The organism is Nonomuraea sp. NPDC048901 (genome assembly GCF_040649695.1).
GTDB lineage: Bacteria > Actinomycetota > Actinomycetes > Streptosporangiales > Streptosporangiaceae > Nonomuraea.
In genome coordinates this window covers 391,196-411,130 of sequence record NZ_JBEZFW010000008.1, presented here as the reverse complement: position 1 = coordinate 411,130, position 19,935 = coordinate 391,196, and the positions used below count along the sequence as shown (strand labels likewise).

Annotated in this window: 21 protein-coding genes; 6 read left to right on the top strand and 15 right to left on the bottom strand. The window is 69.7% G+C overall.

From position 1 onward, the window contains the following. Nucleotides 1–9: 9 nt before the first annotated feature. The 5 genes from AB0C30_RS29335 to AB0C30_RS29315 form a co-directional block, all read right to left on the bottom strand. On the bottom strand, nt 10–660 hold the full coding sequence (locus tag AB0C30_RS29335; protein WP_357950488.1) for a DUF2461 domain-containing protein: 651 nt from the start codon (nt 658–660) through the stop codon (nt 10–12). Nucleotides 661–717: 57 nt separating this feature from the next. Further along, on the bottom strand, nt 718–1,554 hold the full coding sequence (locus AB0C30_RS29330; RefSeq protein ID WP_357950485.1) for a polysaccharide deacetylase family protein: 837 nt from the start codon (nt 1,552–1,554) through the stop codon (nt 718–720). A 22-nt stretch (nt 1,555–1,576) separates the two neighbouring features. After that, nucleotides 1,577–1,882, bottom strand: a complete 306-nt coding sequence (locus AB0C30_RS29325; RefSeq protein ID WP_357950483.1) for a hypothetical protein — start codon at nt 1,880–1,882, stop codon at nt 1,577–1,579. Nucleotides 1,883–1,946: 64 nt separating this feature from the next. Next, entirely contained in the window at nt 1,947–2,375 is a 429-nt protein-coding gene (locus tag AB0C30_RS29320; protein ID WP_357950481.1) for a hypothetical protein, read from the bottom strand. Nucleotides 2,376–2,548: 173 nt separating this feature from the next. Then, on the bottom strand, nt 2,549–3,124 hold the full coding sequence (locus AB0C30_RS29315) for an XRE family transcriptional regulator (RefSeq protein ID WP_357950478.1): 576 nt from the start codon (nt 3,122–3,124) through the stop codon (nt 2,549–2,551). Between the two features lie 89 nt (nt 3,125–3,213). Here AB0C30_RS29315 and AB0C30_RS29310 point away from each other — a divergent pair, with 89 nt between their 5' ends. Both AB0C30_RS29310 and AB0C30_RS29305 read left to right on the top strand, forming a co-directional pair. Continuing rightward, complete coding sequence (locus AB0C30_RS29310) at nt 3,214–4,047, top strand: DMT family transporter (RefSeq protein ID WP_357950475.1); 834 nt, start codon at nt 3,214–3,216, stop codon at nt 4,045–4,047. A gap of 193 nt (nt 4,048–4,240) precedes the next feature. Further along, the gene (locus AB0C30_RS29305; protein WP_357950473.1) at nt 4,241–5,185 is read left to right on the top strand and encodes a sensor histidine kinase; all 945 of its coding nucleotides are present in this window, start codon (nt 4,241–4,243) and stop codon (nt 5,183–5,185) included. Between the two features lie 28 nt (nt 5,186–5,213). Here AB0C30_RS29305 and AB0C30_RS29300 read toward each other — a convergent pair whose 3' ends face one another. Further along, complete coding sequence (locus AB0C30_RS29300; protein WP_225291958.1) at nt 5,214–5,798, bottom strand: sigma-70 family RNA polymerase sigma factor; 585 nt, start codon at nt 5,796–5,798, stop codon at nt 5,214–5,216. A gap of 244 nt (nt 5,799–6,042) precedes the next feature. On the opposite strand from AB0C30_RS29300, the gene AB0C30_RS29295 reads away from it, so the two are divergent. Continuing rightward, nucleotides 6,043–7,119: a PLP-dependent cysteine synthase family protein gene (locus AB0C30_RS29295; RefSeq protein WP_357950470.1), complete on the top strand. Its 1,077-nt coding sequence runs from the start codon at nt 6,043–6,045 to the stop codon at nt 7,117–7,119. Nucleotides 7,120–7,256: 137 nt separating this feature from the next. Here AB0C30_RS29295 and AB0C30_RS29290 read toward each other — a convergent pair whose 3' ends face one another. Next, nucleotides 7,257–8,222, bottom strand: a complete 966-nt coding sequence (locus tag AB0C30_RS29290; protein ID WP_357950468.1) for an iron-siderophore ABC transporter substrate-binding protein — start codon at nt 8,220–8,222, stop codon at nt 7,257–7,259. 206 nt (nt 8,223–8,428) lie between these two features. Between AB0C30_RS29290 and AB0C30_RS29285 the strand changes: the two genes are divergently transcribed. From AB0C30_RS29285 to AB0C30_RS29275, 3 genes are read left to right on the top strand one after another with little or no spacing between them, the layout of a single operon-like run. Next, nucleotides 8,429–9,463, top strand: a complete 1,035-nt coding sequence (locus AB0C30_RS29285; RefSeq protein WP_357950466.1) for an iron ABC transporter permease — start codon at nt 8,429–8,431, stop codon at nt 9,461–9,463. Continuing rightward, nucleotides 9,460–10,542: an iron chelate uptake ABC transporter family permease subunit gene (locus tag AB0C30_RS29280; protein WP_357950463.1), complete on the top strand. Its 1,083-nt coding sequence runs from the start codon at nt 9,460–9,462 to the stop codon at nt 10,540–10,542. The genes AB0C30_RS29285 and AB0C30_RS29280 overlap by 4 nt, the downstream gene beginning before the upstream one ends. Next, the gene (locus AB0C30_RS29275) at nt 10,539–11,321 is read left to right on the top strand and encodes an ABC transporter ATP-binding protein (protein ID WP_357950460.1); all 783 of its coding nucleotides are present in this window, start codon (nt 10,539–10,541) and stop codon (nt 11,319–11,321) included. Before AB0C30_RS29280 ends, AB0C30_RS29275 begins: the two co-directional genes overlap by 4 nt. An 85-nt stretch (nt 11,322–11,406) precedes the next feature. On the opposite strand, the gene ftsY is transcribed toward AB0C30_RS29275, so the two are convergent. From ftsY to AB0C30_RS29235, 8 genes are all read right to left on the bottom strand, one after another. Continuing rightward, entirely contained in the window at nt 11,407–12,594 is a 1,188-nt protein-coding gene (ftsY, locus tag AB0C30_RS29270; protein WP_357950458.1) for a signal recognition particle-docking protein FtsY, read from the bottom strand. A 143-nt stretch (nt 12,595–12,737) separates the two neighbouring features. Next, complete coding sequence (smc, locus tag AB0C30_RS29265) at nt 12,738–16,421, bottom strand: chromosome segregation protein SMC (protein ID WP_357950765.1); 3,684 nt, start codon at nt 16,419–16,421, stop codon at nt 12,738–12,740. A 184-nt stretch (nt 16,422–16,605) separates the two neighbouring features. Beyond that, nucleotides 16,606–16,800: a hypothetical protein gene (locus AB0C30_RS29260; protein WP_090938435.1), complete on the bottom strand. Its 195-nt coding sequence runs from the start codon at nt 16,798–16,800 to the stop codon at nt 16,606–16,608. A 191-nt stretch (nt 16,801–16,991) separates the two neighbouring features. After that, nucleotides 16,992–17,261: an acylphosphatase gene (locus AB0C30_RS29255; RefSeq protein ID WP_357950456.1), complete on the bottom strand. Its 270-nt coding sequence runs from the start codon at nt 17,259–17,261 to the stop codon at nt 16,992–16,994. Nucleotides 17,262–17,328: 67 nt separating this feature from the next. Then, a complete protein-coding gene (gene mutM / locus AB0C30_RS29250; RefSeq protein WP_357950453.1) occupies nt 17,329–18,174 on the bottom strand; it encodes a bifunctional DNA-formamidopyrimidine glycosylase/DNA-(apurinic or apyrimidinic site) lyase in 846 nt (281 codons plus the stop codon). Next, a complete protein-coding gene (rnc, locus tag AB0C30_RS29245) occupies nt 18,175–18,894 on the bottom strand; it encodes a ribonuclease III (protein ID WP_357950763.1) in 720 nt (239 codons plus the stop codon). A gap of 239 nt (nt 18,895–19,133) precedes the next feature. Next, nucleotides 19,134–19,313 (bottom strand): 50S ribosomal protein L32, encoded by a 180-nt coding sequence (gene rpmF, locus AB0C30_RS29240; RefSeq protein ID WP_033409409.1) that lies wholly within the window; start codon nt 19,311–19,313, stop codon nt 19,134–19,136. Between the two features lies 1 nt (nt 19,314). After that, nucleotides 19,315–19,761, bottom strand: a complete 447-nt coding sequence (locus tag AB0C30_RS29235; protein ID WP_357950450.1) for a YceD family protein — start codon at nt 19,759–19,761, stop codon at nt 19,315–19,317. Nucleotides 19,762–19,935: the final 174 nt, after the last annotated feature.

The window sequence follows — 19,935 nt, the reverse complement described above, 5'->3', positions numbered from 1 at the left end:
CTCCCATGGTCAGCGGCGCGGCAGCTCGCTGGCGCGTACGTGGGCGCACATCCAGTCCACCAGCGGCCCGAAGGCACGCCAGGTGGCGCGGACCCGGTCGAGGACCTCGGCGGTGTGGACCCACGGCTCGGGCTCCCATCGGCGGCCCGCGTGCAGGGACCTGTGGCGCAGCAGGTCGAGGCGGGGATGGTCCTCCGCGATGCCACGGGGACGGGTCTTGAGCCGGTCGCCGCCGATGACGTAGCCCTCGGCCCGCAAGGCCGTCACCATGTCGGCCAGCGGCTTGCCCGTCAGGTCCTCGTCGACCGCGGCGCGGTAGCGGGCCACCTGGTCGGACGCCTGGGTGTAGCAGCCGCCCGCCGTGAACAGTCCGTCGGCGCCGATCTGGACGTAGAACCCGATGCCGGGCGTGAGGTCGACGAAGGCGCCCTGATGGGTCTTGTACGGTGACTTGTCCTTGGCGAAGCGGACATCACGGTAGGGGCGGAACAGCTGGGCCTGGCCGAACTCCGCCGCCAGCTCCTCGGTGAGGGCGAGCATCGGCGCACGCACCGCGTCCTCGTAGAAGTGCTTGTGCCGGGTGAAATATGTCTTGCTGTTGTCCGCCTCAAGGCCCTCGTAGAACACGAACGCCTCGTCGGGGAAACCGGTGAAACCCATGTGGTCAAGAGTGCCACGGCCGGCCGACGGTTTGACGCGCCGCACGGCCGTACCGGCTCATCGGGCTTTGTACATTCGGGCCGTGTACGTCCGGGCCGCGTACATCCGGCCCGGCGCCGGCGTCCTGCCGTACAGCTCCGAGATCGTCACCGGCACGCAGCCCTTCTTCGCCAGCAGGTCGAGCAGGGTAGGGACCGCCTGGATGGTGCTGCGGTGGATGTCGTGCATCAGCACGATCGACCCCACTGCCGCTTTGCCCGCGCGCCTGGCCACGAGGGCGGGCACCCGGTCCTGCCAGTCCAGGGTGTCGACGCTCCACAGGACCTGCGCCAGCCCCAGGCGCCGCGCCTCGGCGGCCACCCGGCGGTTCGTCGCCCCGTACGGCGGGCGCATCACCCGCATCCGGACCCCGGTCACGTGCTCCACCAGGTCGTTCGTGTGCTTCAGCTGGAAGCGCAGGCCTCGGTCCGTCAGCCCGGTGAGCGGTGGATGATTCCACGTGTGGTTGCCGAGCTCGTGCCCCTCGGCCACGATGCGGCGTACGAGCTGGGCGCCCCCGTGCGCGGCGACCATCTGCCCCACGACGAAGAAGGTGGCCCTGACCTTCCGGGCGCTCAGCAGGTCCAGCAGCCTTGCGGTGTAGTCGCCGGGCCCGTCGTCGAAGGTGAGCGCGACGCACTTCATGCGCCTGCAGTTGATCCTGCGGGCCGCCGGCCAGCCGGGCTGCATGGCTTCGAGCCGCCTGGCCAGCTTCTTCGGGTCGATGGGCGCCTGTGGGCGGGTCAGCTGGGGTTGGATCATCGGCCGGGTCCCGCATCCCGCCACGACGACGAGCTCCACGAAGACGAGCTCCACGAAGACGAGCAATGCCAGAGATACCGCCCAGCCCCGCATGCCGCCCCCCTGAGAGCGGGGTTTACGGATATTCCTGTACCGGGTTACCCCGCAGCTCCTTGGCCAGGTCCTCCCACCAGAGTGGGATATCGGCCTGCAGTTCGGTGTATCGACGCGCCACTCGTATGGCACATCCAACCGGATCCGTACCCAAATGCCGACGTTTCACGGGCCCTTCCTGCCAGCGGTAAAACCCGTCTCGGTAATGCACGACCAGGCCGATCCACACCGATAGGGTGGCGTCGTCGCCCACCTCGTAGGCGCTGGTGACACCGAGACCGTGCAGCTCCGCGTGGAGCTTCTCCGTCGCCGTGCGCCCTTCGGTCACGCGCCACCCCCAGCTGACGTTACGTCGCACACACCGGGATGTACCCACCATCCGGCATCAGCCGTCAAGGACATGCTGTATCGCGGATGCCCTGAAGGTCCTCCAGGGCGACGCCACGGCCGGTGCGTTCGGCTTCACGCACCACAAACTTCGAGATTTGGTGGTTGAGGTCGGTCATCATCCGGTGCTCACGCCCGGACAGACGGCGCGGCACCCGCCGCGCCGCAGAAGTCCCCTTCTTCTGCATGCGGCAGCGTTGCCGGTGCCGCCGCTCCCGCAGCGTGCGGACGTGGCCGTTGCCGGCGACCGGCAGCGTGTCCACGGCTTTGAGGTCTTCCGGCCGGCCGGTGTAGGGCACGGTGACGCGGCCGGTGGGGGTCCACAGCGACACCGCCGCCGCCGGCGCCTCAGCCTGGACCGGGGTAGGCGTGAGCCGCAACCGCACGACCATGGGCAGGCCGTGGCGTTTGGTGGCGGAGTGGCGGATCGCCATCGCGCACCTCCTGTCACAGCGCCATCACCCACCGCACATATTACCTAACGTCACCGAGCCTTTCCATGCTGTTTTCGAAAGAGGGGTGGGGCTTCCTCCCGGCCCTGCAGGACCGGGTTTCCGCGTCACCATTCAGATGAAACTCCAGAAGGTGATCCGGAGGTTGTTCGACGTTATTGGTCAGGCGCCTCTCTGGGCTCGGCGACCACCATCACCAGCCGGAGCTCCTCGGATCCCTGGTTGGCGTAGCGATGGGGTCTGTCGGCGGTGAAGAGCACGGCGGAGTCGGCCTTGATCACGTGGCTCCTGCCGTACACCGTGAGTGTCAGCTCGCCTTCCAGGACCGTCAGCATCTCGCGGGTGCCCGGCGGGTGGGCGTCGCCGTCGTGGTGCCGGCCGGGCGGCAGCCGCCAGTCCCACAGCTCGAGGATCATCGGCGTATCTGCCCCGACCAGTAGCTTCGCCTGCACCTCGCCCTGGTCGAACGTGACCACGTCGGCCTTCTCGACGATCCGCACCACCGGCACGTCGGAGACCTCCACCAGCCTGGCCACGGTCACGCCCAGCGCGGAGGCGATCCGGGTGAGCGTGGAGACGCTGGGGTTCGTCCGGGCCTGCTCGACCTGGACCAGCATGCCTCTGCTCACTCCCGATCTGGCGGCCAGCGCGTCGAGGGTGAGCCCGCGGTGCGCGCGCTGAGCGCGCACGTTGTTGGCGATGGCCTGCGTGATCGTCTCCGGATCCTCCATGCAGTGCAGTGTAGTGAAGGCGATTTGCACTGTGTTGTACTCTAATAAGTTGTACTAGCAGTGCACTCTGATGAACTGGACGGTGGAGCATGCTCACGGTGATCCTCGCGACGGCCAGCGCGGTGGTCTACGGCACGGCCGACTTCTTCGGCGGCCTGGCCACCCGCCGATCGCGGGTGTTCTCGGTCGTGGCGCTCTCGCAGCTCTCCGGCCTGGCCGTGATCCTCGTCCTGCTGCCGCTGCTTCCGGGCGTGTTCAGCGACGCGGCGCTGCTCTGGGGGCTGGGCGCGGGCGTGGCGGGCGCCGCCGGGCTGGTGCTCTTCTACCGGGCGCTCGCCGTCGGCGTCATGTCGGTGGTGGCGCCCACGACCGCGGTCACGTCGGCGGCACTCCCTGTCATGTACGGCCTGGCGACCGGCGAGCGCCCCGAGCCCGTGGCGCTGGTCGGGGTGGTGCTGGCCCTCGGCTCCGTACTCCTGGTCAGCCAGGATCGCTCCGCCGCCAAGAGCGGCTCGATCGGCTCGGCGCTCATCGCACTGTCCGCGGGCGCCGGGTTCGGCGGCTTCTTCATCCTGCTCGCCCTGGCTCCCGCCGACGGCGGGCTGTGGCCCCTGGTGGGGGCCAGACTGTCCTCGGTGGCGCTGGTGGTGGCCCTCGCGGTGGCGACGCGGCGCACGCTGAAGCCGAGCGGCCGGTCGCTGCACATCATCCTCTTGGCGGGCGTGCTCGACATGCTGGCCAACGTCCTGTACCTGGAGGCCAAGCAGCTGGGCCTGCTGAGCCTGGTGGCGGTGCTGGTGTCCCTCTATCCGGCGAGCACGCTACTGCTGGCCAGGCGGGTGCTGGGCGAGCGGCTGCACGCGATCCAGGTGGCGGGCGTCGCGTGCGCGCTCGGCGCGGTGGCGCTCATCGCGGTCGCCTGACGCGGCTGCGCTTCGCCCGGGGTCTCCGCGGCCGCTTGGCACGGCTCGCGTGAGGTCTCTCCAGTCGCTTGGTGCGAGGTCGTGTGAGGTCTCTGCGCGACAGTTGCGGTCGCTTGGCGCGTCAATTCGGCCGTCCGGCGCGGTGCTGACCGCAGCCGTTGCGCAGATTGCAAGCGCTTGCTACGTTTCGGCCGTGCGCCCTGATCGGGCTCGTCCAGACCACGAGTCGTTCAAGCACGTTGCGGTGTCGTACGACTCGAATGCCGCCTTCCTGAGGCTGACCGTGCCGCGCGTGCGCGCGGCCCTCGCCCACGACAGGCGGGTCATCGTGGCGACCTCGGCGGACAAGCTCCGGCTGCTCGACGAGGCGCTGGGCGACGAAGCCCGGCAGATCGACCGCAGAGACTCCCGCACCTGGTACATCCACCCGCCCCGGACCCTGGCCGCCTACCACGAGTACACCCGGGGGCGGCGCACGCTCGTCATCGGCGAGATTCCCTGGCCCGAGCGTGGCGAGCGCGAGACCCGCGAGTGGATCCGGTACGAATCGGTGCTGAACGCCGCCCTGGAGGACGCCAAAGCGGTCGCGCTGTGCCTCTACAACCCGCGAACCACCCCGGCGGCGGTGCTGGAGTATCAACCGGCGATCCATCCCCTGCTGCTGGACGCCACCGGCGAGGCGGTCAGCACGGGCTTCGTCCGGCCGCACGAGCTCGTACTGAACGGCGACCTGGAGCCGCTGCCCGCGCCGAGCGGGCGGGTGGCGACGGTCAGTTTCACGGCGCGGGAGATCAAGGGGCTCAGGCACACGGTACGCGACTACGCCAGCGCCGCGGGGATGGACGTGAACCTCATCGGCTCCCTGGTCCTCAGCGTCTCCGAGATCGCCGCGAACAGCGTCGAGCACGGCGCCGGCCACGGCATGATCAAGATGTGGGTGAGCGGAGGGGAGATGATCTGCGAGATCGCCGACCCGGGCGGCGCGCTCGATGACCCTTTACCGGGCTATATACCACCTGAGCCCGAATCCCCTAGAGGATACGGGCTCTGGATCAGCCGACAGCTCTGCGACTACGTCGACCTACGCGCCGAGAACGGAACACTCCGCGTACGGCTCCATATGGGGTTGGACGGCTAGACGGCACCTGGGTATAGGGGTTGGGCTGCTATGCGGCGCTCTGGGCCGGCACGCGCAGGGCGCCCTCTTCGCGGGCGTAGCCCTCCAGCATGCCGCGCAGCTGGCGGCGGCCCCGGTGCAGCCGGGACATGACCGTGCCGATCGGCGTGCCCATGCGCTCGGCGATCTCCTTGTAGGCGAACCCCTCGACGTCGGCCAGGTAGACGGCGACGCGGAAGTCCTCCGGCAGGGAGCGCAGCGCGTTCATCACGACGTTGTCGGGCAGCCGTTCGATCGCCTCGGTCTCGGCCGACTTCAGGCCGGTGGAGCTGTGCGACTCGGCGGCGTGCAGCTGCCAGTCCTCGATCTCCTCGGCGGCGGCCAGCTTGGGCGAGCGCTGCTTCTTGCGGTAGTCGTTGATGAAGTTGTTGGTGAGGATCCGGTGCAGCCAGGCCTTCAGGTTGGTGCCCTCACGGAACTGGTGGTACGAGGTATACGCCTTGGCCACGGTCTCCTGGACCAGGTCCTCTGCGTCGGCGGAGTTGCGGGTCAGGCGCATGGCGGAGGCGAACAGCTGCGACGTCACGGGCACGACGTCGCGCTCGAACCAGTCTTGTCGCTGTTCATCGGTCATGGTGATCAAATCATTCCCCCTTGCGCTATCCCCCATCTCGGCCAAGCCGCTGGCCTCGGTACCAGTTTCGCAATCGGCACGTAAGGGCCGCGTTAACGGTTCCGCCAGGTCAGAGAGGTTAAAGGTCCACCTGCTCGCGGCGTGCGTCATCACGTCCACGGCGGGACCAGTCTCATTAGCATAACACTATACCCCCAATTTCGCACTTAATGTGGTCAGAGTCACATGGGATAGCGTATAGACCATGGATTTCGTGGATCGGCATGACATGGAGACGCGACTGTGGGTGACGGAGGCGATTCGTAAGGTCGAAGCCGACGCCAACCGGAGCTGTGATACGCACCTCCACGTCTTCCCGCTTCCCTCGCACTGGGGCATAAACCTCTACTTGAAAGACGAGTCAGTCCACCCCACTGGTTCACTCAAACACCGACTTGCTCGATCTCTCTTCCTGTACGGCCTGGCCAACGGCTGGATCGGGCCGGCCACCACGGTCGTGGAGGCGTCGAGCGGCTCGACGGCGGTCAGCGAGGCATATTTCGCCCGGCTCCTCGGTCTGGCCTTCATCGCGGTGATGCCCGCGTCCACGTCACCGGAGAAGATCGCGCTGATCGAGTTCTACGGCGGCAAGTGTCACCTGGTCGACGACCCCGGCACCATCTATGACGAGTCCTACCGCCTGGCGGCCGAGACCAACGGCCACTTCATGGACCAGTTCACCTACGCCGAGCGGGCCACGGACTGGCGGGGCAACAACAACATCGCCGAGTCGATCTACTCGCAGATGTCCATGGAGCCCCACCCGGAGCCCACCTGGATCGTGGTGGGCGCGGGCACCGGCGGCACCTCCTCGACGATCGGCCGCTACATCCGCTACCGCCGCCATCCCACGCGTCTCGCGGTGGCCGACCCGGAGGGCTCCGCCTTCTATCCGAGCTGGGTGTCGGGCGACACGTCCGTCACCGCGCGGGGCTCCCGCATCGAGGGCATCGGCCGGCCGAGGGTGGAGCCCTCGTTCCAGCCGATGGTCATCGACCGCATGATCACCGTTCCGGACGCCCGCTCGATCGCCGCGATGCACTGGGTCCATGAGGTGACGGGCCGCGACGTGGGCGGCTCCACCGGCACGAACATGGCCGCCTGCGTGGACCTGATCCGCGAGATGCGCCAGTCCGGCGCCCAGGGCAGCATCGTCACCCTGATCTGCGACGGGGGCGAGCGCTACCGGGGCACCTACTGCGACCAGGACTGGCTCGCCGCCCAGGGCCTGGACCTCACACCCCACCTGGCAGACCTGCGTACGTTCCTGTCCGCGGGCTGACCTGGTCACGGCCGACCAGAAAGCGGCTCCGGCCGGATCGGCTCAGGAAGCGGTTCCGGCCGGATCGACTCAGGAAGAGGCGCCGGCCGGATCGGCCCCGGAAGTGGTTCTGGCCGGCTAGGACGGGTTCTGGCGGGCTAGGACGTGGTTCTGGCGGGATCGACGGCGAAGAGCTTCGCCACGTCGTCGAGGATCGCATGGGCGCCCTGGATGCCGACCGCGCTCATCCAGGTCAGGTCACTGACCTCGTGCTTCTCACCCTTGAGCTTCCCCCACAGCGGGTTGCCCACGAACTTCTCCTTGGGCCCCTCAGACGACGGATCCGGATATGTCGCGACAAACAGGTGATCCGCGTCCAGGTCCCCGATGCGCTCCTGACTCACGTCCACCACGATCGCGTCCTGCTTGGTGGGCTGGCCCTCCGGGCGCGGGAAGCCGACGTCCTTCATCACGACACCCGAGTAGGAGTTCTCGACGTACAGCCGCGTCGTCGGCTCACCGGCGAACCTGACGATGGAGATGGTGGGCAGCTTCCCGTCCTTCTCCTTGATCGCAGTGCCGATCTTCGCGGCGCGCTCCTCGTACGACTTGATCGTCGTATCGGCGAGCTGCTCCTGACCCAGGGCCTGCCCCATGAGCCGAATGTTGTCCTTCCAGATGGCACCGGTGGTCTCGCTGAAGACGGTCGGGGCAATCTTGGACAGCTTGTCGTAGAGGGCCTCATGGCGGACCTTGGCCGAGACGATCAGGTCGGGCTTGAGCGCGATGATCTTCTCCAGGCTGGGCTGCTCCAGGTTGCCGACCGGGGTGGCCTCCTTGCCGTACTCGGCGGCGACGGAGCCCAGGTAATCGGGTAGTTTCGTGTCGATGGACCGGTATGTGGTGTAGCCGACCACCGGCGTCCGCAGCGTCAGCACCGCGTCGACGAAGCTCTGGTCCAGGGCCACCACCCGCTTGGGCTGCGCCGGGATCTTGGTCTCACCCATCGCGTGCTTGACGGTACGGAACGGCTCCGCCGGCTTCTGCGCAACCGGAGTCGAAGAACCACAGGCGGCGAGCACCGCCACGAATACGACCCCCACCAGAGCGCGCAACGGTCTCATCTGATCCCTTCCCAGCAAACGTTAGGCAACCCTAATTAAGGTTAGCCCTGCCTAACCTGGCATACTTCACCAAGGTCAGGCAAACAGGAGAGGGAGCGCCGGGAGCGAAGCGACCAGAGCGACGGAGGAAGACGGAGGAAGACGGCGGCATCGGGCGACCGAGCCCGCCGCACGGAGTGCGGCGAATAGGCAGGAAGGAAACCAGCGTGACCGTTACGGCTGTGACGCCGCGGCCGCACGGCGTTCAGCATCGGCGGCTCACCGTTCTCCTGGCTCTGCTCGGGGCCGTCGTGATCGGCGTGGTGCTGAGCATCACGATCGGCGCCAAGTCCGTACCGCCGGCCGACGCCTGGCACGCGCTCACCGCCCCGACCGGCACCGAGAACGACATCGTCATCCGCTCGCTACGCGTCCCCAGGACCGTGCTCGGCGTACTGGCCGGGTTAGCGTTGGGCGTCGCGGGCGCGCTCATGCAGGGCCACACCCGCAACCCGCTCGCCGACCCAGGGTTGCTCGGCGTGACGCAGGGGGCGGCGTTCGCGATGGTCGCCTCGATCATCCTGCTGGGCGCCTCCAGCCTGCTCGCCTACATCTGGTTCGGCCTGGCCGGCGCGCTGATCGCCAGCGTCGGCGTCTTCGCGCTCGGCATGGTCGGCGGGCGCGGCGGCCCGACGCCGGTCACGCTCGCCCTGGCGGGCACCGCCGTGAGCGCCTTCCTGTACGCGCTGACCTCGGCCATCGTGCTCCTGGACGAGCAGGCGATGGATGTCTTCAGGTTCTGGCAGGCCGGCTCCATCGCCGCCCGGGGCTCCGAGGTGGTCTGGCAGGTGCTGCCGTTCATCCTGGTCGGCCTGGTGCTGGCGATGGTCAACGCCCCGGGGCTGAACGCGCTGGCCCTGGGTGAGGACGTTGCCCGCGGCCTCGGCCAGAACATCGCCCTCACCCGCACCGTCGGTGTCGCCGCCGTCACCCTCCTCACCGGCGCCTCGGTGGCCGCCTGCGGGTCGCTGGCGTTCGTCGGGCTGATCGTGCCGCACCTGGTCCGCCCGCTGTCCGGCACCGACCATCGGTGGTTGCTGCCGTACTCCGGGCTGGTCGGCGCGGCGCTGCTGCTGCTCGCGGACGTGATCGGCCGCGTGGTCGCCCCGCCGGGCGAGCTGGAGGTCGGTGTGGTGCTCGCGCTGCTCGGCGCCCCCTTCTTCGTCGTCCTGGTCCGCCGCAGGAAGCCGGTGCGGCTGTGACGACGACCCCGCTCAGGAAGACCGGTTGGGCCGTGATGACGACGATCCCGCTGCGGGTGGCGGGCCTGTCCTGGCGGGTACGGCCGCGCGCCGTCGCCCTCACGCTCGGCGGCCTGGCGCTCCTCGGCCTGCTCATGGCCCTGAACATGCGCATCGGCGACATCCCGATGAGCCTGTCCCAGGTGCTGGGCGGCACGTTCGACGTCAACAGCGCCGAACACTTCGTGATCATGGAGCTTCGCCTGCCGCGCGCCCTGACCGGCGCCCTGGTGGGCGCGGCGCTGGCGCTGTCCGGCGCGATCATCCAGTCCATCGCGCGCAACCCGCTGGCCAGCCCCGAGATCCTCGGTGTCACCACCGGCGCCTCCGTCACGGTCGTGGCCGGGGTGGTGGCCAGCGGCAGCGCGTACGGCGGGGTCAGCGGGCTGCTCTCGACTCTCGGCATCCCCCTGCTGGCCCTGGTCGGCGGCCTGGCGGGAGCCGTGATCGTGTACGCGCTGGCCTGGCGGCGCGGGCTCGACGGCTACCGGCTGGTCCTGGTAGGCATCGGCGTGGCCGCGGTGTTCACCAACGTCAAGTACTGGCTGCTGACCGTCGGCGACGTCAACGACACCGGCCGGGCCATGGTCTGGATCAGCGGCTCGCTCAATGGCCGGGGTTGGGAGCACGTGCTGCCCGTGGCGCTCGCGCTGGCCGTACTCGTGCCGCTGACGCTGCTCGGCACCCGCTCGCTCGACGCGCTGCGCTTCGGCGACGACACGGTCACCGCGCTCGGCCTGCGCATGAACCCGGCGCGCGCGCTGATGATCCTCACCGCGGTGCTCCTAGCCGCCGTCGCCACGGCGTCGGCGGGCCCGATCGCGTTCGTCGCGCTGGCCGCGCCGCAGGTCGCGCTCCGGCTGACCCGCTACGGCCAGCCGCCGCTGTTGTCGTCGGCGGTGGTCGGCGCCGTGCTGACCGCCGCGGCCGACCTGATCGCGCGTACCGTCTTCTCCCCGATCGAACTGCCCGTCGGCGTCGTGACCGCGGTCCTCGGCGCCCCGTACCTGATCCACTTGATCTGGAAGGCGCGCAAATGAGGCTCCAGGCCGTCGACGTCAAGCTCGGGTACGGCGATCGCACCATCGTCGATGGGCTCGACCTCGGCATCGAGGCGGGCACGGTCACCACGATCATCGGCCCCAACGGCTGCGGCAAATCCACCCTGCTGCGCGCGCTCGGCCGGCTGCTCCGACCGCAGGGCGGCGAGGTGCTGCTCGACGGCAAGCGCATCGACCGGACCCCAACCCGCGAGGTAGCCAAGATCCTCGGCGTACTGCCGCAGGCGCCCACCGCGCCGGAAGGGCTGACGGTCGCCGACCTGGTCGCCAGGGGCAGGCACCCGCACCAGACCTGGTACCGGCAGTGGTCGTCGGACGACGAGTCGGCCGTGGACGAGGCGCTGGCCATGACCGGCCTGGCAGACCTCGCCGAACGCCCCCTGGACGAGCTCTCAGGCGGGCAGCGTCAGCGGGCCTGGATCTCCATGGCGCTGGCTCAGGGCACCGACCTGCTGCTGCTCGACGAACCGACCACGTTCCTGGACCTGGCGCACCAGGTGGAGGTCCTGGAGCTGGTACGGCACCTGCACGGGGCGGCGGGCCGGACCATCGTCATGGTCCTGCACGACCTCAACCTGGCGGCCCGCTACACCGACCGGCTGGTGGCCATGCGGGAGGGCCGCGTGGTGGCCGCGGGCGACCCGCATGAGGTGCTGACGGAGGACCTGCTGCGGGAGGTGTTCGAACTGGACGCCAAGATCATCGCCGACCCGGTGGCGGGCACGCCACTCGTCATCCCCATCGGCACACACCGCTGAGGGCACTCACGCCTGAACCCCCTGGCGGCACGCCTCCCTGACGGCCGGTCGGCACGCAACCCGCCGCACATCCTCATATCCCGATTTACTTGGAATTGTCGTCGCCGAGAATGGCGTCCACGAACACCTCGGGATCAAAGGGCGCCAGGTCGTCTGGACCCTCGCCGAGCCCCGCCAGCTTGACCGGAACCCCCAGCTCCCGCTGGACCGAGATGACGATGCCGCCCTTGGCCGTGCCATCGAGCTTGGTCAGCGCGATGCCGGTGATGTTGACGACCTCGGCGAACACCTGAGCCTGCCGCATCCCGTTCTGGCCGGTGGTGGCATCGAGGACGAGGAGCACCTCGTCGACCGTGGCCTTCTTCTCGATGACCCGCTTGACCTTGCCCAGCTCGTCCATGAGGCCGGTCTTGGTGTGCAGGCGGCCGGCGGTGTCGATGATGACGACGTCGGCCTTCTCCTCGATGCCCTTGGCCGTAGCGTCGAAGGCGACAGAGGCGGGATCGCCGCCCTCCGGCCCGCGTACGACATCGGCGCCGACCCGATCTCCCCAGGTCTGGAGCTGATCGGTGGCGGCGGCCCGGAACGTGTCCGCCGCGCCGAGCACGACCTTCTTGCCGTCGCCGATCAGCGCGCGAGCCAGCTTGCCCGTGGTGGTGGTCTTGCCGGTGCCGTTGACGCCGACGACGAGCACGACGGCGGGCCGCTCGCCGTGCTTCTGGACGTGCAGCGTACGGTCCAGATCGGGGTTGATCTGGGCGAGCAGCTGCTCCCGGAGCAGCTTGCGCACCTCCTCGGGGGTGCGGCTGCCGAGCACCTTGACCTTCGTCCGCAGCTCCTCGACCATGGCGCGCGTCGGCGCCACGCCGACGTCGGCGGTGATCAGACTCTCCTCGATCTCGTCCCAGACCTCGTCGTCGAGGCGGTCGCGGGACAGCAGCTCCAGCAGGCCGCGCCCGAGTGTGCTCTGCGAGCGGGCCAGCCGGGAGCGCAGCCGCACCATCCGGCCGGCGGACGGCGGCGGCACCTCGATCTCGGGCGTGACGACAGCGGGTTGCGCGGGCGGCGGGAGCGTGGTGGTCGCCCCTCCCCCCTCACCCTCCTCCGCGCTGGGCGCCGGACGCTGCTCGGGGAGCGTGGGCGCCTGGGGCATCTGGGGCGGTTCGACCGGCGGCGCGCCCTTGCCACCGGGCCTGAAGAGCAGGAAAAGGCCGCCGGCCGCCAGCAGGGCGACGACGACCACGATCACGATGACGCCGAGGTAACCATCCACAACAGGTCAGTTTTCCAGATGGACCGGCATGCTGATGACCCGCGCCGCGCGGACCGGCCCGATCGGGGCCCGGACGATCAGGCCCGACCGTCAGGACCGGACCATCGGGACCGGACCATCGGGACCGGACGACCGGGCCGACGTCAGGCGGACTCGCGCTCCCGGAGTCGCTGGCTGACCACCTGGGTGACGCCGTCGCCGCGCATCGATACGCCGTAGAGGGCGTCGGCGATCTCCATCGTCCGCTTGTTGTGGGTGATGACGATCAGCTGGGAGCTCTGCCGCAGCTCCTCGAAGAGCCGCAGCAGCCGCTGCGTGTTGGTGTCGTCGAGGGCCGCCTCCACCTCGTCCATCACGTAGAACGGGGAGGGCCGCGCCTTGAAGATGGAGATCAGGAACGCCACCGCGGTCAGCGACCGCTCCCCGCCCGACAGCAGCGACAGCCGCTTGACCTTCTTGCCGGGCGGCCGGGCCTCGACCTCGATGCCGGTGGTCAGCATGTCACCGGGCTCGGTCAGCACCAGGCGGCCGTCGCCACCGGGGAACACCCTGGTGAAGATCTGCTCGAACTCCCGCGCCACGTCCTCGTAGGCGGAGGAGAACATCTGCTCCACCCGGTCGTCGACCTCCTTGACCACCAGCAGCAGGTCGCGCCGGGTCTTCTTGAGGTCTTCGAGCTGCGAGTTGAGGAAGGCGTGCCGCTCCTCCAGCGCCGCGAACTCCTCCAGGGCCAGCGGGTTGACCTTGCCGAGCTGGTTCATCTGCTTCTCGGCGATCTTGGCCCGCTTCTCCTGCTCCTCCCGTACGTAGGGGACGGGCGGGTCGCCGGGGACCGGGGCCTCCGGGCCGTACTCGGAGATCAGCGACTCGGGCTCGACGCCGAACTCCTCCAGGGCGCGCTGCTGGAGCTGTTCGAGGCGGAGCCGTTGCTCGGTGCGGGCGACCGCGCTGCCGTGGACCCGGTTGACCAGCTTGTCGAGCTCCTGGCCCAGCTCGCGTACGTGCAGGCGGACCTGCTTGAGCTCGGCGTCGATCGCGACGCGGGCCAGGTCGGCCTCGTCGCGTTCGCGGGCGGCGAGCTGGATGGACGTCGCCAGGACCGTGAGCACCTGCTTGGCGCCGCTGCTCACGGCCTCGGCCACCGCGGCCTGCCGTCTGCGCCTGGCCCGCTGAGCGGCGGCCTCGGCGCGTTCGTGGCGCTCGCGCTGGGCCGCCCTGATCAGGCCGTCGGCCCGGCCCTCGATGCCCTTGACCCGCTCCTCCGCGGTGCGGACCTGCAGGCGGGTCTCCATTTCGCGCTGCCTGGCGACCTGGCAGGTGGCGGCCAGCTCGTCGCGGACCTCGGTGGTCGGCTCGGTCTCCAGCTCCTGCGCGTATTCGGCCTCGGCCAGCCGGATCTCCAGCTCGGCCAGCTCCTCCAGCCCCTCGGCGCGGGACTCCTCAGCCGTCGTGACGCTCTTGGCGAGGCGCTGGGCCTCGGCGCGCGCTGCGTCGGCGGCGGCTTCGAGCTGGGCCAGCCGCTTGGCCGCCGCGGCGTTGCGCTGGTCGGCCTCCCGCTGCCTGGCTCTGACCTGGTCGAGCGCGCCCTGGGCGGCGTTGACCCCGGCCTGGGCGGTGCCCGCGGCGGTCTGCGCCTCGTTGACCTGGCTCTGGGCCGACTCCAGGGCCAGCTGCGCGGCCTGCTCGGCGGCCGCGGCCTCCTCCAGGGCGGCGGCCGTCTCCTCGGCCCTGCCCTCGGCCTCCTCCAGGTCCGCGACGGCGTCGTCGAGCGCCGCCCGCACCTGCAGCACGGAGGTGCCGCCCTCGGAGCCGCCGCTGGCCAGATGGGCGCCGACGAGGTCGCCGCCTTTGGTCACGGCCCGCAGCTCGGGATGGGCGTCCACGATCGCGCGGGCGGCCTCGAGGTCGTCCACGACGACGACGCCGGCCAGCACATGGTCGAGGGCGGCCCTGAGGTGTCCGGGCACCGTCACCAGCGCGGCGACCCAGCGACTCCCCTCAGGCGCGGCCGCGCGTACCTGGTCGGCGACCTGTCCGCCGGAACCCGCCACCAGGAGGGTCGCCTGGCCCGCCTCCTTGACGCGGAGCAGTTCGAGGGCGCCGATCGCGGTGTCCACCGTCTTGACGGCGATCGCGTCGGCGATCGGCCCGAGCACGGCCGCGACCGCCGGCTCGGCGCCCGGTGTTACCTGCATCGAGGCCGCCAGCGGACCGAGCACCCCGGCCAGGTCGGTCTCAAGGAGGGCCGCCCCGCCGTCGCCCTTGGCCAGGCCGAGCTCCAGGGCCTCGCAGCGAGCCCGCAGAGCGGCCACGGACCGCTGGGCCTCCTGGTCGGTGGCGCGGGCCGTGCCGATGCCCGACCGGGCGGACTGAAGGGCCGCTCGCGGCGCGTCGAGCGCGGACTTGGCCTGCTCGACCGCCGCGCGTGCCTCGTCGGCCGCCGCCTTGGCCTCGTCGACCAGCGACTGCGCGGTGACCAGCTCCGCGGCCAGCGCCGGGTCGACGGCGGGCTCCTCCAGCCGCCGCGCCTCCAGGTCCTCACGGGCTTGGCGCTCACGTCCGGCGGCCTCGGTCACGGCGCGGGTGAGGCGGCCGATCTCGTCTTCGGCGGCACGGGCCCTGCTGCGTACGGAATCGACCTGGCCGCGCAGTTTGGCCAGGCCCTCGCGCCGGTCGGCGGCGGCCCGCGAGGCCATCGCGAGCCGCTGCTCCTCGGCGCTCAGCTCGGCCTCGGACTCGGCACGCCGCTGGACCGCCTCTTCCAGCAGGTCCTGGGCCTGCTCAAGCTCCGCCCGGAGGATCAGCTCGTGCTCGCGTACCTCGGCCGCCTCGCGTTCGAGCTCCTCCGGATCGCGTCCGCGCCGCTCGATCGCGGCCGCGTCGAGCGCGTGGCGGTGCCGTTCGGCGGCCAGTTGTTCGAGGCCGGTGATGCGTTCGCGCAGGGAGGAGAGCCGGAAGTAGGTCTCCTGGGCGGCGCTCAGCCGGGGCTGGGCCTCGGCCTCGGCGCTCTCCAGAGCGGCCTCCCGCTGCTGGCCCTCGGCCAGCTCGGACTCCACCCTGGTGCGCCGGGCCAGGATCGCCGCCTCGTCGGCCGCCTCGCGCTCCAGCGTGTCGCGTAGCACGCACACGTCGTCGGCCAGCAGGCGCAGCCGCGCGTCGCGCAGGTCCGCCTGGATGACGGCGGCCTTGCGGGCGATCTCCGCCTGCCGGCCGAGCGGCTTGAGCTGGCGGCGCAGCTCGGTGGCGAGGTCCTGGACGCGGGTGAGGTTGGCCTGCATGGCGTCGAGCTTGCGGAGCGCCTTCTCCTTGCGTTTGCGGTGCTTGAGTACGCCCGCGGCCTCTTCGATGAAGGCGCGCCGGTCTTCGGGGCCCGCGTGGAGCACGGCGTCGAGCTGGCCCTGACCGACGATGACGTGCATCTCACGGCCGATGCCCGAGTCGGACAGCAGCTCCTGGATGTCGAGCAGGCGGCAGGTGTCGCCGTTGATCGCGTATTCGCTCTGGCCCGACCTGAACATCAGGCGGCTGATCGTGACCTCGGTGTAGTCGATCGAGAGCGCGCCGTCGGAGTTGTCGATGGTCAACGTCACCTCGGCGCGGCCGAGCGGCGGCCTGGAGGAGGTGCCGGCGAAGATGACATCTTCCATCTTGCCGCCGCGCAGCGACTTGGCGCTGTGCTCGCCCATGACCCAGGCCAGGGCGTCGACGACGTTGGACTTGCCGGAGCCGTTGGGGCCCACCACGCAGGTGATGCCGGGCTCGAAGCGGAGGGCGGTCGCGGAGGCGAACGACTTGAAGCCGCGCAGGGTGAGGGTCTTCAGGTGCAAGACCACGCCCCCTTCTGCGAGAACCGACTTCGGGAAAGCCTACTGGTCTTCCCTGCCCTACGAGGGCGGGTGCGGTCGAGGCCGCGCCGGTCTGGTAAAGGAGGCACAAAACTCTAGGGAATATGCAAATAACAAGGGACGCCTCTTCGAGACGTCCCTGGGGTGTCGTGCGCTCCGGACACTCTTAGGTGAGTGCCGGCTCGCGCTCTTGCATACGGCTGAGCGCCTCGTCGCGGGTTTGCGCCGCAAGAGCGTCATTCGTGGCCTGGAGTCGGATGAGTTCTGCCTCCAAATCCCGGATCCGCTGTTGCAGACGGCGCATCTCCGAGACCATTCGAGGGTCAGGACCGCCGACGTGGCCGAGTAGAGCCTTCGCCATGGTAAAGGGTCCTCCACGCTGAGTGACCAGACTGGTTCGCGCACTTCTTATTCTGCGGGAGGGGTGCGCGTGGTACCTAACAAGAGTCGCACCGGCAGTGTGGGCGGTCAAGTCGAACGAACCGCATAGACCTACCCTCGGGCACTCCCGACATACAACTATACCCTATTTGAGCTGTTTAACGAAACCCCTTACCTCTCCACAAACCCCACCAAACTACCTCGGGCTTCGCTCCATCGTTCCACCACTCCATCGACTCTGCCCGGCGTGTCGCAACCTCTGAGCAGCTCCAGCAGCTTGACGCAGGACTCTTGTGTGCCTTCCGCCACTATCTCCACCCGGCCGTCGGTCGCGTTCCTCGCCCAGCCCGTGAGTCCGAGCTCCAGAGCCCGTGCGCGCGTCCACCATCGGAAGCCCACGCCCTGCACTCGCCCCCGCACCCACACCGTCAACCGCACCATGGGATCCCCCTTTTTCCTTTACGCAAGCCGAATCCAGGCCACCACACGGTCCTCCGCAGGACTCCGCTCAGCGAGGCTTGCGCTGGCAGGTCGGGCAGCTGTAGGACGAGCGGTTCATGAACGGGTCGCGCCTGATCGGGGTGCCGCAGCGGGAGCAGGGCTGGTCGCGCCGGCCGTAGACCTCCAGGGAGCGCTCGAAGTAGCCGCTCTCCCCGTTGACGTTGACGTACAGGCTGTCGAAGGACGTCCCGCCCTGCAGGAGGGCGGCGCCCATGACCTGGCGGACCGCGGCCAGCAGCTCGGCGATCTTGGGGCGGGTGAGCGTCTGGGTGGGCCGGGCCCAGTGGAGTTTCGCCAGCCAGAGCGCCTCGTCGGCGTAGATGTTGCCGACTCCGCTGATCAAGGACTGGTCGAGCAGGGCCCGTTTGATCTCGGTCTTCTTCTTGCGCAGGTTCGTGGCGAAGGCGGCCTCGTCGAACGCCTTCTCGAACGGGTCGGGGGCTATGTGCGCGATCGGCGCGGGGATGCCCTCGACCAGGGGGGTGAGCATGACGTGGCCGAAGGTCCGCTGGTCCACGAAGCGGAGGTCGGAGCCGCCGTCGGCGAAGCTGAGGCGTACGCGTAGATGCTTCTCCAGCGGCGAGTCGGGCGGCACGATGAGCAGCTGACCGCTCATGCCCAGGTGCGCCAGGAGCGCCTCGTCGTCGCCCGAGAGCGGCAGCCACAGGTATTTGCCGCGGCGCTCCGCGGAGAGCACCGTACGGCCTCTCAGACGCGCGCAGAACTCCTCGACGCCCGGCACGTGCCGCCTGGTGGCACGGGGATGGAGCACCTCGGCTGAGGCGATCTCCCGGCCGGTGACCCATTCGGCGAGGCCGCGGCGGACGACCTCGACCTCCGGCAGCTCTGGCACCTAGCCCGCCGGCTGGCTCTCGCGCTGCTCGCGGCGGGCCCTGATGCGGGTCCACGCCGCCTCGGCCGCCTGCTGCTCGGCTTCCTTCTTGCTGCGGCCGGTGCCCGCGCCGTAGGACTCGCCGCCCACCCGCACTTCGGCGGTGAACGACTTGGCGTGGTCGGGGCCGCTCTCCTCGACGTGGTATTCGGGCACGCCGAGCGCCTCTGAGGCGGTGAGCTCCTGCAGCGAGGTCTTCCAGTCGAGGCCGGCGCCCAGCGAGGCCGAGCGGACGATCAGCGGGTCGAACAGCAGGTGCACGACCCGGAACGCCTCGTCGAGACCCTTGTCGACGTAGACGGCACCGATCAGCGCCTCCAGCGTGTCGGCCAGGATCGAGGACTTGTCGCGGCCGCCGGTGCCCTCTTCGCCCCTGCCGAGCCGCAGGAACCGGCCCAGGCCGAGCGTGCGGGCCACATCGGCCAGGGCACGCATGTTGACCACCGCGGCCCGCAGCTTGGCCAGCTGGCCTTCGGGCAGGTCGGGGTGGTTGCGGTAGAGGGTGTCGGTCACGACGAGGCCGAGCACCGAGTCGCCGAGGAACTCCAGGCGCTCGTTGGTGGGCAGGCCACCGTTCTCGTACGCGTAGGAGCGGTGGGTCAGCGCCCGCTCCAGGATGTCGGAGCCGAGGCCGACCAGCAGCACCCGCTCCAGCTCTTCTCGGGCGACCTCGACGGCCACCGGCTTAGGACCTGTGCCCACGTGCTTCCTCCTCGGACATCTTCACATGGCGCGACGGCTGCGGAAGATGCCCGAAAACGTGGTGGGCGTCGGGGGGATCAAACCCCGGCGTCCACCACGGCCGCGGGCGAACCGCCACCGCACGCGTCAGACGGTAACGCCGACCGGGGCACAATGGCACCCGGTCGGCAGTGCGTCAACCCTTCGAGCGGTCATGGTCCGCTCACCAGGTGGTGCGATCAGGCGGACGGCTCGATCACCTGGCGGCGGTTGTAGGTGCCGCAGGTGGGGCACGCGATGTGCGGCTGCTTCGGCGAACGGCACTGCGGGCAGCTCACCAGGGCGACAGCAGTCGTCTTCCACTGGGAGCGACGGGCGCGGGTGTTGCTCCGCGACATCTTTCGCTTCGGGACGGCCACGTCACTTCTCCTGATCGTTATCGTTCTCGGTAACCAGACCTTGCAACGACGCCCAGCGAGCGTCGATCTTCTCGTGCCGGTGATCGTCGCCGGCCTCGGCCAGCTTGACCCCGCATTCCGTGCAGAGACCCGCGCAGTCTTCACCGCAGACGGGGCTCAGCGGCAGTGCGAGCACCGCCGCGTCGCGGAACGTCGGCTCGAGGTCGAGCAGCTCGCCGTCGAGCAGTGAATCCTCCTCCGAGGCGTCCTCGTCGGAGTAGAAGAACAGCTCCTGCAGGTCGACCTCGATCTCCGAGGTGACCGGGTCGAGGCACCGCGCGCACTCCCCGGCGAGCGGGGCCTGCGCCGTGCCCGAGACGAGCACGCCTTCCATCACTGCTTCGAGCCGGAGATCCAGCTCGACTTCGGCGTCCTTGGGGACACCGATCATGTCGACGCCGAGATCCACCGGTGCCGGGAGGGACAGGGTCATCCGCTTCATCGAGCCCGGTCGCCTACCCAGGTCGTGAGTGGAGATCACCCAAGGGGAGCGGGGGTCGAGGTGCTGAGTCATCTGCTCTCGCTAGGCATGGCGAAATGTCGCCGTCGTACAAGGCCGAAATCAAAGGATAGCAGGTCGGTG

Coding starts and splice junctions, on each gene's coding strand:
- AB0C30_RS29275 (WP_357950460.1), top strand. CDS start 10,539: ATGAGGCTCCAGGCCGTCGACGTCAAGCTCGGGTACGGCGATCGCACC.
- AB0C30_RS29260 (WP_090938435.1), bottom strand. CDS start 16,800: ATGGCGAAGGCTCTACTCGGCCACGTCGGCGGTCCTGACCCTCGAATG.
- AB0C30_RS29335 (WP_357950488.1), bottom strand. CDS start 660: ATGGGTTTCACCGGTTTCCCCGACGAGGCGTTCGTGTTCTACGAGGGC.
- AB0C30_RS29315 (WP_357950478.1), bottom strand. CDS start 3,124: ATGGAGGATCCGGAGACGATCACGCAGGCCATCGCCAACAACGTGCGC.
- AB0C30_RS29310 (WP_357950475.1), top strand. CDS start 3,214: ATGCTCACGGTGATCCTCGCGACGGCCAGCGCGGTGGTCTACGGCACG.
- AB0C30_RS29255 (WP_357950456.1), bottom strand. CDS start 17,261: ATGGTGCGGTTGACGGTGTGGGTGCGGGGGCGAGTGCAGGGCGTGGGC.
- AB0C30_RS29320 (WP_357950481.1), bottom strand. CDS start 2,375: ATGGCGATCCGCCACTCCGCCACCAAACGCCACGGCCTGCCCATGGTC.
- AB0C30_RS29295 (WP_357950470.1), top strand. CDS start 6,043: ATGGATTTCGTGGATCGGCATGACATGGAGACGCGACTGTGGGTGACG.
- AB0C30_RS29290 (WP_357950468.1), bottom strand. CDS start 8,222: ATGAGACCGTTGCGCGCTCTGGTGGGGGTCGTATTCGTGGCGGTGCTC.
- AB0C30_RS29300 (WP_225291958.1), bottom strand. CDS start 5,798: ATGACCGATGAACAGCGACAAGACTGGTTCGAGCGCGACGTCGTGCCC.
- AB0C30_RS29330 (WP_357950485.1), bottom strand. CDS start 1,554: ATGCGGGGCTGGGCGGTATCTCTGGCATTGCTCGTCTTCGTGGAGCTC.